Origin of the sequence: Spirosoma sp. 48-14 (assembly GCF_001898575.1) — a bacterium.
Classification (GTDB): Bacteria; Bacteroidota; Bacteroidia; order Cytophagales; family Spirosomataceae; genus Spirosoma.
In genome coordinates this window covers 1-12,045 of the sequence record NZ_MKUD01000088.1, presented here as the reverse complement: position 1 = coordinate 12,045, position 12,045 = coordinate 1, and the positions used below count along the sequence as shown (strand labels likewise).

13 protein-coding genes are annotated in these 12,045 nt (G+C 46.0%); 9 read left to right on the top strand and 4 right to left on the bottom strand.

Going from position 1 to position 12,045, the window contains the following annotated elements:
• The first annotated feature begins 269 nt into the window (after positions 1-269).
• The 8 genes from BGO59_RS35395 (at position 270) to BGO59_RS35360 (ending at position 6,896) form a co-directional block, all read left to right on the top strand.
• Positions 270-1,751 carry an AAA family ATPase gene (locus BGO59_RS35395; RefSeq protein WP_293692277.1) on the top strand — a complete coding sequence of 494 codons (1,482 nt, stop codon included), beginning with the start codon at positions 270-272 and terminating at the stop codon, positions 1,749-1,751.
• A 108-nt stretch (positions 1,752-1,859) separates the two neighbouring features.
• Complete coding sequence (locus BGO59_RS35390; protein WP_293692275.1) at positions 1,860-2,684, top strand: hypothetical protein; 825 nt, start codon at positions 1,860-1,862, stop codon at positions 2,682-2,684.
• A gap of 80 nt (positions 2,685-2,764) precedes the next feature.
• The gene (locus BGO59_RS35385) at positions 2,765-3,025 is read left to right on the top strand and encodes a hypothetical protein (protein ID WP_293692274.1); all 261 of its coding nucleotides are present in this window, start codon (positions 2,765-2,767) and stop codon (positions 3,023-3,025) included.
• 4 nt (positions 3,026-3,029) lie between these two features.
• Positions 3,030-3,458 carry a hypothetical protein gene (locus BGO59_RS35380; protein WP_293692272.1) on the top strand — a complete coding sequence of 143 codons (429 nt, stop codon included), beginning with the start codon at positions 3,030-3,032 and terminating at the stop codon, positions 3,456-3,458.
• A gap of 1 nt (position 3,459) precedes the next feature.
• Positions 3,460-4,047, top strand: a complete 588-nt coding sequence (locus BGO59_RS35375; RefSeq protein WP_293692270.1) for a hypothetical protein — start codon at positions 3,460-3,462, stop codon at positions 4,045-4,047.
• On the top strand, positions 4,044-4,577 hold the full coding sequence (locus BGO59_RS35370; protein ID WP_293692268.1) for a hypothetical protein: 534 nt from the start codon (positions 4,044-4,046) through the stop codon (positions 4,575-4,577). Before BGO59_RS35375 ends, BGO59_RS35370 begins: the two co-directional genes overlap by 4 nt.
• Positions 4,578-4,776: 199 nt before the next feature.
• Positions 4,777-5,043 (top strand): NifU family protein, encoded by a 267-nt coding sequence (locus BGO59_RS35365; protein WP_293692266.1) that lies wholly within the window; start codon positions 4,777-4,779, stop codon positions 5,041-5,043.
• Positions 5,044-5,243: 200 nt separating this feature from the next.
• The gene (locus BGO59_RS35360; RefSeq protein ID WP_293692264.1) at positions 5,244-6,896 is read left to right on the top strand and encodes a D-alanine--D-alanine ligase; all 1,653 of its coding nucleotides are present in this window, start codon (positions 5,244-5,246) and stop codon (positions 6,894-6,896) included.
• A gap of 93 nt (positions 6,897-6,989) precedes the next feature.
• Here BGO59_RS35360 and BGO59_RS35355 read toward each other — a convergent pair whose 3' ends face one another.
• A complete protein-coding gene (locus BGO59_RS35355; RefSeq protein WP_293692262.1) occupies positions 6,990-8,072 on the bottom strand; it encodes a Gfo/Idh/MocA family oxidoreductase in 1,083 nt (360 codons plus the stop codon).
• 320 nt (positions 8,073-8,392) lie between these two features.
• On the opposite strand from BGO59_RS35355, the gene BGO59_RS35350 reads away from it, so the two are divergent.
• Positions 8,393-8,755, top strand: coding sequence for a hypothetical protein (locus tag BGO59_RS35350; protein ID WP_293692261.1), 363 nt, complete (start codon positions 8,393-8,395; stop codon positions 8,753-8,755).
• Positions 8,756-8,827: 72 nt separating this feature from the next.
• On the opposite strand, the gene BGO59_RS35345 is transcribed toward BGO59_RS35350, so the two are convergent.
• From BGO59_RS35345 to BGO59_RS35335, 3 genes are all read right to left on the bottom strand, one after another.
• Complete coding sequence (locus tag BGO59_RS35345; protein ID WP_293692259.1) at positions 8,828-9,124, bottom strand: antibiotic biosynthesis monooxygenase; 297 nt, start codon at positions 9,122-9,124, stop codon at positions 8,828-8,830.
• Positions 9,125-9,198: 74 nt separating this feature from the next.
• A complete protein-coding gene (locus tag BGO59_RS35340; protein ID WP_293692258.1) occupies positions 9,199-11,355 on the bottom strand; it encodes a xanthine dehydrogenase family protein molybdopterin-binding subunit in 2,157 nt (718 codons plus the stop codon).
• A gap of 2 nt (positions 11,356-11,357) precedes the next feature.
• On the bottom strand, positions 11,358-11,849 hold the full coding sequence (locus BGO59_RS35335; protein ID WP_293692256.1) for a (2Fe-2S)-binding protein: 492 nt from the start codon (positions 11,847-11,849) through the stop codon (positions 11,358-11,360).
• Positions 11,850-12,045 lie beyond the last annotated feature (196 nt).

The following is a 12,045-nucleotide window of genomic DNA, read 5'->3' as shown; positions in this document are numbered from 1 at the left end:
ACATGAAAACGTTTAACACCCGAAAGTAATACTAATATTACTTTTTGCAAAATATACCCACCGTCTCTAAATCTTTGCCTATACAAACTAAATGGCAGCAAAAACCGCATAATTAACCTCTTCTGAATCAGTGGGGCGCAAAGAATCCTCAATTTTCCTCGAAAAAATCCCAACATTACCCTTGACACAATAGTAATATTAATATTAACTTTGCAACAAGCAAACGGGGAAACACCCGACTAACAATCACCTTATAACAGATTAACATCATGAACGCTCAAATTATTAACGCCCGTCAGTTCAATTCAGTAGAAGAATACAAAGCAGCTACCGGCTTACAACACGTAGAAGGCGAATGGATGGACTTAGCCCGTCATTTAGGGGTACCCATCAATCCTAAAGGCGGTCGTCGTTCAATCTATGACGCATGGAAAGCACAACAGGAGCAATCTACCGATGTAGCCACTACTCCCAAGAAGTCAGTAGCTACGAAAGTAAAAGCTACTACGGTACAAGTGCCAGTAGTAACACCTGAACCTGAAACGTCAGTAGTAGCGAATGCAGCGCCCGAAGTAGTTGCTATTCCTGATAAGCCGAAAACGAAAGCCCCCCGTCGTATGGACTTCCAGAATGAGGACGATTTCGACGCTGCTATGACTGCATGGGTTCTTGAGAATCCACGCCCTGAAAAACCTGCTACTGTTGCTGTGCCGGTTGTTTCAAAGCCTAAACCTGTTGTCGATATTGCTATGGTTCCTGCCGATGTTGATAATGTCGAAGAAACAGCCCGTCAACTGGCTAAACTGCTGGCGGGTTTATCTCCTAAGCCGGGTAACGCTCAGATCGACCCTGCACAGGTTGCGCAAATGATTCAGGATGCTGTAAAGGAAGAAACGAAAGGTTTCCACAACATACTGAATAACGAACTGTACGAGTGCAACGAACTTCTGAAACAGATCAAGCAGGAAGTTCAGAACAACACGACAACCATTCACGTAAAAGTCAATGACAAAGCCGCTGTACAGGTTGACGGGCTGGTTCATGAACGCTTTGAAGACATCCTGAAACACGTTGCTGTCCGTGACCACGTTATGTTGGTTGGCCCCGCTGGTTCTGGCAAGACGACCGTATGCGAAAACGTTGCTCAGGCTCTTGCGCTGGATTTCTACTGTAAATCGGTTTGCGCTCAAACCTCGAAGTCTGAACTACTCGGCTATATGGATGCAAACGGCAACTTTGTCAGCACTGAGTTCCGGGTGGCTTATCAGAATGGCGGGGTTTTCGTCCTTGATGAAATCGACGCCGGTAACCCGAACGTTATTGCGGTGCTGAACTCAGCACTAGCGAACAACTACTGTGCCTTCGCTGACGGTATGATTCGCAAGCATGAGGATTTTGTTCTGATCGCCTGCGCCAATACGTTCGGAACGGGAGCCAGCCGGGAATACGTTGGCCGCAATCAACTGGACAGCGCAACGCTCGACCGTTTTAGCGTTATCGAGTTCGGTTATGATGAGAAGCTGGAAACCGCCCTTTCGCCTGATAAAACGTTCTGCCAGTTCGTTCAGGCTGTGCGAAAAGAGCTAGCAGGAGAAAGAGTAGTAATTAGTCCCCGCGCATCAATCCAGGGCGGCAAACTGTTAGCTGCTGGTTGCAAGCCTGATTATGTGCTGCAAACTCGGATTCTAAAGGGAATGGCCGTAAACCTATCGGAGCGCGTTAAAACTGTTTTCGCTCAATTCTATAAGTAATAAACTTTTATTAGCAGGAAAAGTAATATTAATATTATTTTTCCTGCCAAACACCTTGACAATAGTAATACTAGTATTATCTTTACACATACTCTAAACCAAACAGCAATGAATAATCTATCAGACCAAATTATATCTAAAAATAGCTATGCAGACCGAGTAAAGGCGGCAAGTTTTGTTAATCTAGGCGAAGGAACCCCCTTCGATATTATTGGCTCAAGTAGTCAGAGAGACACATCAAAAAATTTCCAAAAAGGCCAGCTAATTACAGGCAATCCTTATATTCTGCAACTGTTTGAACAGTACCGTCAGAAACATCCAATAGATGTGCCAGTTCATAATATCGAGTCGAACTACGCTATAGCTGGGGACTTCGTTGATATTGGCCGGTATATGAGTGGAGAGCCGGAATGCATGGTTGATTATAGCCAATCATCAGACACTCGCTTCGTAGATTTTTACATCAATATTGATGTTTGCCATAACATTAGCCGCGAAAACTCATTCGCCTATTACGCTGCTGCTATAAGTGTTATTGACTCACTTGAAAATTCAAATTACCGTGTTCGTCTTATAGGCGTCAACTACTCGGACGCAATCAGCGTCGGTAAAATCTACGAAGTTACAACCATAATTAAAGATCATAGCGAGCCAATTAACTATGCCTATCTAACCAGCATATGCATGGCAGATACGGCTTTCTTCGCTGCTATGATGCTGCGCCCGAAGTTAAATCTTTATAGCTACAAAGGTTGCGACTCGTTACCCGGATTTGAGCCTAATGTTTTAATGAACGAAAATACATTCTATGCTCCATCGCTGTATGGCACTAATCGTTTTGGCAAAAAATACAGCGAGATAGCAGACCCGAAAGCGTTTTCATTCAATGAGTTAATTCAAGACTGGAAACTTGACCATTTACTTGCAAAGTAACCCTCTCCCACTCTGCCGGGTATCACCACGCCCGGCAGAGTAATATTAATACTACTTTTAACTCCAAACAGATTAACACGATGTACACAGTAACATTCAGTTTTGACCTCGGCGATTGTGTCGCCCTGTACACTGGCCGGATTGAAGCCGTGACCGACAACGGCTACTTAGTGAAGTACTACGAACCAACTATCCGGGATCTTCTGTCGATCAACCTACGCACCGACGAAGTAATCAGCCGTGGGTACTCGCCCGTTCGTATGCTGCCGCTGGCTCCTGTCGTACAGGAAACGCTAACACAGGCAATCATCAACTCAATCGTTCAACCTATTTACGCCTAAGACAATGGAAAATCAACCACATGAAAAAACCGAGTGGCAATTGAAGTATCCTGAAACTTACATTCTAACAGCAAAGCAAACCGAACAGGCCATGATTGCAGCCGTCAAAGCCTTGATTGCGAAAGCTGCCGAACATGGCTTTACAAATGAAGAAGACGAAGAAGAAGGCGGCAAACCTGAACGGTTCCTGTTTTGCGTCGATAAAAACGAGATAGCCCGAATTATCCTGCCTTGTAATTACTGGAAGGCATATAATACTAACCTGCACATAATTTTTGACCGTCTGCTCTTATCGCCCTATACGTTCGATACTGTAAGCGAGTGTAAACGATCAACCTTCTACACAGGCACGCTCGACATTACCGACCTCGACTTTTTCGAGAAACTACTACTCAGCATTTTCCCTAAACCAGTATCTCCAACCCCGTACTAAGATGCAAATCTATTATCCAGAATTGACGTTCACGGTTAACGAACCTTTCCAGATAGAAAACCCTCTGCCCGACCGGGTGGAGGGGCCAGTACTGGCAACCTTTGCCGATGGCTTACACCTGATCCTCTACAGTAACGACGTTCAGGCTGACCTGCCGATCTGGGGTCAGGCTACCCTGGCCGTTGCTCTAACTGAGTTCCGGGACATCCCCTTTATCTGCCTGACGTTTCAGAATTCCCCGCTGACGATGCTGTATACGCTCAACATTTTCAAGGTTGTGGGCGACGAACGAAAGCCGTGGTTGCGGTCGATCAGCAAACGCATTTATATGTTGCTGGTCGATAACCAGACCGGCAGACTAGCCTGCATCCGGGAAATGGACTCTGAGCTACTGGCAAAGCTACGGCATATCTGCCGTGAACAGGCATCCCTATACGCAAACGCAGAAGCGGTAGAAACGGAAATTGAACGGATACTTAACCCGCCAGTAGGCGACAATCCAGTGACGGCCCACCGCGTCTACCAACGGGCTAAACTCAGCAACCTAGTAGCCATACAATACGGAATTCCTAAACTGAGCGAGCAATGAACGTAAAAATCATAGCTGCCAGCACCCGATTAGCCTGGTATAGCTACGCCAACCAGATAGGCAACGTTTTTGAAGTAGAGCCATTCACCGGGGTATACGGTAGTATGGGCGATATGCGAGTGACAACCGGCGAATGGGCCGGGTACATCATTGCAGGTAGTGACGCTGTAGAAGTATTGACCCGGCAGCAAGCCATTGAACAAGGGTATGAGTATTGCGGCTTAGCCGGTGAAGGCTGGCAAACCCTGCGGGATATTACCGATCTGGAAGACGACGAATTCGATCAGTATAAATGGCTACTATTCGACAAAGATTCTGATTGTTTAAAGATCAGCTCTGACGTTGTTAAAGACTCGGTTCTTGATCTGGTATGTGAAGCAGAAAACGAAATCGGATGCGATACCAGTATGGGTATCGATGCGCTAAAGGACTTCGATTGGCAGCAGTTGTTCGCCGTCATAGATAACGTCAATAAGGCGCTAAGTACTGCTCGATATTATACATTGACAAAAATTCAGCTAGTACCATAAAAATCATTAATCTGTAAAAAGGTGAAATCTTTACACCCCGGCCCGGTTGCGGTCGGGGTTTGTTTTTTTCTTAACTTGCGTGAAGGAACAAAGAAACTCGAATGCTTGTTTTAGTAATGTTTCAGTGCCTTTTTTCTAACCCCTTGATTCGCAAACACATAGAACGGTATTATTAAATTTACCGTAAATCAACTATTTAATGGAAACGGTAGTTACCAACGACGAACTGATTACGAAAATAGAACGCGCTCTGGATAGCATGCGCCCTTATCTGGCTGCCGATGGAGGTAACGTGAAAGTACTGGAAGTTACTGAGGATAAAACCGTTCGGCTCGAACTGGTTGGTTCATGCGGTTCATGTCCTATGTCGGCTATGACTTTCAAGGGAGGTTTAGAGGAAGCTATCTTACGGGCTGTACCTGAAATTAATAAAGTCGAAGCTGTTAATATTACCCCAGCTTTTTAATTATTATTTGCGGATTATCTCTGCAATCCACATAACTATAGATACCCATATCAGCTATAAGTGCTTAACCATAGGGCTGATATGGGTACAAGTTTGTCAGCTTTCGTAATCCATTCGGTCGGTGACCTTATATCATGATCTGGAACGCCAAAAAAGGCGTTTTTTTTGTTTCTTTGCACTTGAACATTCTCATCAATTCAGTGAAAATAGGCATTTTCTTTGGGGGGCCTGCGCGGGAGCGTGAGGTATCGTTTGCGGGTGGCCGCACAGCTTTAGCAAATTTAGATAAAGGCCTATTTGAGCCGGTTTTAATTTTCGTTGATGGGCGGGGTCGTTTTAGACTCGTTACCCCTGAATTTCTACAGGCCCCTTCGCTTCGGGATGCGCTGCCACAAGATAATTCTGGATTTTCAGTTTATGACGAATCGCTCGCCATCGACGCACTGGATGCAGCCCTTCCCGAACTTCGCCCCGAACAGTTTCGCGACCATTTCGATATGGCTTTTCTGGCGATGCATGGTCCTAACTGCGAAGACGGGGCAATACAGGGCCTACTCGAATGGTATAACATGCCCTATACAGGACCAGGTCTGGTTGGATCGGCTGTAGGTATCAATAAAATCCTGCAAAACGAACTCATTGCGCTGGCGAATGGTCAGCAGAAAAAAACAGCGACGATCAGCCGGGATGCTTATGAACAAGCCGACAAAGCCCAGTTCTTTCAATCGCTAACGGAGCATTTAGGCTTACCAATTGTCGTTAAGGCGCCCCATCAGGGTTCGTCGATTGGTGTAGCCATTGTGCGTGAACATGATCTGGAGCAGTTTTGCCGGTCTGTCGAGCAATGTTTTTTCACAATGAGCATTCAACCCGATGGCTGGAGTAAGTTGAGTGAATGGAGCCATTTGTCGTCAGAGGAAAAGCAAGAGCTAGCCCAGAAAATGGTTAGCCTCGATTCAGGGATTAGCTTTCCGGTTGTCATTGAACAAACGGGCGAAGTAATCCATCATCCAAAAGATTTTATTGCAAAACTTGATGCCCTCCAGAATAACCCAGGCATTAGCCTTGCTTCATTAAATGCCGAAGATGAAGTGCTTTTCGAAGAATTTATCAGTGGCCAGGAGTTTTCCTGTGGAGTTATTCAGGATGACGACCAGGTTGCCATTGCCCTACCGCCAACCGAAATTTATAATGTGACGAGTTTCGACTTTGAATCCAAGTATAAACTCAGCACGACCAAGAAACGTATACCGGTTGAGACAAGCTTAGAGAATAATCGTAAAATTCAATTGGCCGTTGAGCAGGTCTTTACCCGACTGGGTATAAATGTGTATGCGCGAATTGATGGTTTTCTGACCCCGGCTGGCGATGTGTTACTACACGATCCTAACACCATACCCGGTATGTCGCCTTCGTCGCTCATCTTTAAGCAGATGGCCGAAATTGGGCTCAACCTGGCTAATTCGCTGACCTATCTTATTCGGCAATCTCTGCGAGAGCGCATACGCACCGGAAAAGATACTTTCCACCTTAAAAGTCTGCTGGCTGGTCTGGATGCCCAGTTAGCTAATCGCAAAGCGAATCCATTACCGGAGCGCGTTGTTTCATTTGGCAATAGCGACGAGCAGTTTGTTGCAGCCAAACAGCAATACAACGAACTAGCCGCTTCGGGTACCGTCCGTCCATCGCTGATGTATATCAAAAGCAAACAGGAATCCCACGAAATCCCGGTCAATTTGCTTTTTAAAGATACGATTGCTGATCTGGAAACTGCACTCGGCCAACCAAGGCATCCTCTGCTTGTCGAAACGACCGAACGCACTCGTCATATCACCGAGCGCTATTTGGTTTAATAGGCTACACGTTAATAGGTTCATTAACGATGCAGTACAGTTACTGGACTTGCATCGTTAATGAACCTGTCAACCGCTATACGGCTCAACTTTTTACAGCATAACTGGCTGACCAGTCCGAACCGATTCGTCGCAGGCAAATGCAATTTGCAAACTATTGACTGCATCCTGCATATGATCCGTTAAATCAAGATTTTCCCGAATAGCTTTCAAAAAGTAGCGTTGTTCCCGATTACATAGCTCCTGATGGTCTGGTTCATCCTGCATATCAATCCAAGTATCGGCTTCAGTAAACTGGTCATTTTTATCAAGTTTAGCGCGATGTACCCGCAACGATTCCGTCTTGGTATGAGAATCGACATTATCCGACTTACCGGCGGCCCCTGCATTTTTGGCCACAATGGACACACAGCCATCAGGCCCGATAACATCTTTCACAAAAAAAGCGGTTTCGCTCATCATGGGTCCCCAACCGGCTTCATACCAACCCACCGAACCGTCTTCGAAACGAATCTGTAACTGGCCATAATTGTAATTATCAACCGGAATATCATTCGTAAGCCGAGCACCTATTGCATTGACCTGCAATGGTTTCGAACGAGTCATCTGGCACATGACATCAATATAATGAACGCCACAATCTACAATCGGACTCAGGCTTTTCATTAAATTCCGATGCACGGTCCACATTGTACCATGACTCTGCTGGTTGAGATTCATCCGCATCACCAGCGGTTTCCCCAGTTGCTGGGCAATTTCTACAAATTTCTCCCAGGAGGGATGATGCCGTAAGATATACCCGACCACCAGCTTTTTATCGGCCCGCTGTGCAGCCTCCATGACGCGTTTGGCTCCTTCAACCGTATCCGCTATTGGCTTCTCCATAAACACATGGCAGCCCTGTTCAAACGCCATGATAGCAAAGGATTCATGCGTATCGGGATAGGTGGAAATACAGACGGCCTCGGGTTTAGTTTCGTCAAGGGCCGTTTTGTAATCATCATACAGGGTATACCCGCCACCCAAACGTTCATTCAATACAACCTTACTATTTCCGGTCGAAACGATACCACAAATTTCGAAACCACCGATGGTTTTGTAGGCAATAGCATGCGATGCCCCCATGTTGCCGCAACCGACAACGAGTACCCGCAGGGGTTTAGCAGAACTTGACATAGTGTTGATTTAAACCGTTGAAAACAATTCAGAGGCCGCAAAAATAGTGTACTGTTTTCATTTTCCGTTGTATTGACCTGGTCTTAAAATCCAATTGTGTCCAGTTTCACCCAGGCAAGCATGCGCTCAAAACATTAACAATTCTTTTGTCCGGTATTGTACGAGGTTTGTCCAGTTGCGGACATGGCACAAGCATGTCACCAGAGACAATTACTTAAATATCAACCATTTAACTAATTGGCATGTGCTTTGGATCGGTACTTATGAACAGTGAGCAACCATTTTAAACTACTAAACACAATACAGCCATGTTAACGCTAATGAGCAAAGTTGTCGCATCCGTTTTGATCAGCGCTTCTACCTTTACCAACCCAACTACGCCAAAAAGCCTTTCATTCGATGCAAGTGCATTCGTTACCGCCAATAACCAAATCCGACTTGCCGTCAATAAGGGTAGTGACAAACCAGTTCTGATTATACTTCGGAATAGAAGTAATGAAGTCTTGTTTCGCCGGAGCCTAAGTAAGAATGAGTCTAACTATGCTGTGAAGTTGAATGTCGATGACCTAGTAGATGGGACTTATGAGTTAGAATTCAAATCCGATGAAGGCAGCATTATTAAACAGATTACCTTAGGGCCAGCACCCGTTCAGAAAGTAACCCGCATTGTTGCCATGCAATAATCGACAGAATCAGTAACACAAAAGCCCAGGTTTACATCTGGGCTTTTGTGTATCAATCTATTTGTATCCAGGTCACGGAACCTGTACACTGACTTCATAATAATCAATGGTAGGTGGCCCTGCAAAATAGTTACTCATATGTTTGATAACACCCTGCAAAAATCCATTGGTTTCAGCGGCCTGTCGATTGGCCTCCGTATCCCAGAGTGTAACCATCAATCCTTTATTGGTTTCTGGATTACTTAACATCCGACTGCTCCGAAAACCGTCATGATTTTGTAAAGCAGGAGCAACCGTATTCTGGAAATAACTTACAGCCTCATCAATACTTTCTGGCTTAAAAGGGAATTGGATAACGCGTGCGTACATGGGTTAACAGGCTAAAGGTGAGGAATATACATAATCAAACTATGGTTCTTTCTATTCTATTCAATTAGAGAGGTTTATGATACCCCTTTGAATTCGTCCTGTTCGACAAATGGCTGGCTACGCAACCGTTTACCAGTCGCTTTAAAGATTGCATTAGCAACAGCAGCTCCGGCAGGTGGCAGGGATGGCTCTCCAAGTCCAGTCGGCTCGATTTCATTCTGAACAAAGTGCACTTCGACCTCTGGGATCTCAGCCAATCGAATCAATCGATACTCGTTAAAATTCTTCTGTTGCGGTACACCGTCTTTAAACGTGATATTGCCATACATGGCATGCCCAATACCATCGACCACGCAGCCACGAACCTGTTGCTGAGAACCACTTTGATTAACGACCACGCCACAATCAGCCGCAGAATACACTTTTTGCAGAACCGGTTTTCCTTTCTGCATCACCACTTCACCAACCTGAGCTACATAAGACCGATGCGAGAAGTAAACACTAAAACCTTGGGCAAGGAGTTTTCCATCTGGACCTTTCTTTTTACCCCAGCCCGATTTTTCAGCGGCCAGTTGAATCACGCCTATCATGCGATCAATATCATATTTGATAGCACCCACCGGCTTTTGTTTGGCTTTATTTAATAACTCCAGTCGAAATTGAACAGGGTCCTTACCAGCCGCCTGGGCAACTTCGTCGAGGAATGACTGCTCAGCAAAAGCCAGGAAATTAGTAATTGGCGCCCGCCAAGGCCCTGTAGTGATTGGCGATTTATGATCTACACTATCGATCAGGAGGTTATCAACCGCTCCTGAGGGGAAATTATCTTCACGGGTAGCATTTCCGGCATTGATACTCACTCCGCGCAGTTTGTAACCCACCATGTTACCCTGAGCATCCAAAGCGGCCTCAAAGCGATAACGAACTGCGGGCCGATAGCTTCCGCCTGTCATGTCATCTTCCCGTGTCCAGATGAGCTTTACGGGTGCTTTTACCAATTTCGATACCTGTACTGCTTCAAGTACGTAATCGGCTTTCAGTCGGCGTCCAAAACCACCTCCCATACGGGTAAGTTGCACAGTCACCTTATCAGGGGATATACCTAACAGTTTAGCCGTTTCATTGCGAGCTAGTTCGGGGGTTTGTGTAGGACCTACCAGCTCAACGCCATCCGGACGAACATGGGCAAAAAAGTTCATCGGCTCCAGCGGATTGTGCGGCAGGAATGGGCATTGGTACTCCGCCTTTATGACTTTAGCCGCATTTTTGAAAGCGGTCTCTACGTCACCATCCTTCCGCCGAACGGTAGCTTCCGAACTATCGAGCATTTCTTTGAATAACCGATTATGGTCGGCAGTACTTTCCAGGGCATCAGCTTTTTCCCATTCAACTTTGAGCGCATCCTTCGCTTTTTTCACCTGCCAGGTCGACTTACCAACAACCGCCACATTATTATCGAATGTGACTACATCAATAATACCTGACATAGCTTTTGCAGCACTGGCATCCAACGACTTCAGTTTATACCCAAAAGCAGGTCGCTGTAACATGGCAAACACCATGCCTTCCCGGTAGAAATCCAGTCCAAAAAGTGGCTTACCCGTGATAATCTTTGGGTTATCAACGTTCTTAACAGTACTGCCGATCAACTTAAAATTCTTAACTTCTTTAAGCTTCACATCGGTCGGCACCGGTATTTGAGCGGCTTCAGTAGCTAACTCACCATAACTCAACTGACGATTACTGGCCGAGTGCAACACCACACCCTTAGCCGTAGAGCATTCGGATACAGGTACGTTCCAGCGTTTGGCCGCAGCTTGCAGCAGCATCTGGCGAGCAGTTGCGCCAGCTACCCGTAACCGTTTCCAGGAATGCGGGATTGAGCCGCTCCCTCCAGCTACCTGCCGTTCAAATTTTTTGGTATCGAGTGGAGCCTGTTCAACAACTACCTTCGTCCAATCGGCATCCAACTCCTCAGCTACAATAATTGGGAAAGCCGTTTTAATACCCTGCCCCACCTCAGGGTTAGGCGATAGGATGGTTATGATTCCCTGCGGATTTATTGACAGATAACTGTTGAAATCGACTCCCGGCACAGCAGCCGCTCCAGCCTCAGTTAACGGTGTAGCGGCATCGGCGCCTGTCCAGTTAAAGCCTAAAACTAAACCTCCTCCAGCGAGCGAAGCAATTTTCAGAAAGTTTCTCCGATTGGTATTAGCTATCGTCTGCATGACTATTTCGTTTTTGGCGTTTTAGAAGAACCCGATACAGGATGCTCAGCAGCTAGCTTTACAGCTTCGCGAATCCGATGATACGTACCACACCGACAGAGGTTACCTGTCATGGTGTCATCAATTTCGGACTGGCTTGGTTTCGGATTACGTTTAAGAAGGGCAGCCGCCGTCATGATCTGGCCAGCCTGACAATAGCCACATTGAGGTACATCGACCTTGTCCCAGGCAAGTTGAACGGGATGTGTTCCATCGGAAGATAGGCCTTCAATCGTTGTAACTTTCGATTTACCAACTGCGGAGACTGGCAACACACAGGAACGGGTTGCTTCCCCATTTAGATGTACAGTGCAGGCACCACATTGGGCGATACCACATCCGTATTTAGTACCGACTAAACCAAAATGATCGCGCAGAACCCATAAAAGAGGGGTATCGGGATCAACATCAGCCTGATAATTACGACCGTTTACGAGTAGTTTGAAGAGAGCCATGAATATGCTGGATTGACACTGTAAAGCTAATATAACAAAAGAGGTTGATTTTCTTTCTCTACTTATTTCGGGTAGGTGCTAAACGCAGAAAAGGCCTGTCCATCTGGACAGGCCTTCTATTTCAAAGGTGGCACCTACCTACTCTCCCACTTGTGACAGCAGTACCATCGGCAGTACGGGGCTTAACGGCTCTGTT

Coding starts and splice junctions, on each gene's coding strand:
- BGO59_RS35395 (WP_293692277.1), top strand. CDS start 270: ATGAACGCTCAAATTATTAACGCCCGTCAGTTCAATTCAGTAGAAGAA.
- BGO59_RS35390 (WP_293692275.1), top strand. CDS start 1,860: ATGAATAATCTATCAGACCAAATTATATCTAAAAATAGCTATGCAGAC.
- BGO59_RS35385 (WP_293692274.1), top strand. CDS start 2,765: ATGTACACAGTAACATTCAGTTTTGACCTCGGCGATTGTGTCGCCCTG.
- BGO59_RS35380 (WP_293692272.1), top strand. CDS start 3,030: ATGGAAAATCAACCACATGAAAAAACCGAGTGGCAATTGAAGTATCCT.
- BGO59_RS35375 (WP_293692270.1), top strand. CDS start 3,460: ATGCAAATCTATTATCCAGAATTGACGTTCACGGTTAACGAACCTTTC.
- BGO59_RS35370 (WP_293692268.1), top strand. CDS start 4,044: ATGAACGTAAAAATCATAGCTGCCAGCACCCGATTAGCCTGGTATAGC.
- BGO59_RS35365 (WP_293692266.1), top strand. CDS start 4,777: ATGGAAACGGTAGTTACCAACGACGAACTGATTACGAAAATAGAACGC.
- BGO59_RS35355 (WP_293692262.1), bottom strand. CDS start 8,072: ATGTCAAGTTCTGCTAAACCCCTGCGGGTACTCGTTGTCGGTTGCGGC.
- BGO59_RS35350 (WP_293692261.1), top strand. CDS start 8,393: ATGAGCAAAGTTGTCGCATCCGTTTTGATCAGCGCTTCTACCTTTACC.
- BGO59_RS35345 (WP_293692259.1), bottom strand. CDS start 9,124: ATGTACGCACGCGTTATCCAATTCCCTTTTAAGCCAGAAAGTATTGAT.
- BGO59_RS35340 (WP_293692258.1), bottom strand. CDS start 11,355: ATGCAGACGATAGCTAATACCAATCGGAGAAACTTTCTGAAAATTGCT.
- BGO59_RS35335 (WP_293692256.1), bottom strand. CDS start 11,849: ATGGCTCTCTTCAAACTACTCGTAAACGGTCGTAATTATCAGGCTGAT.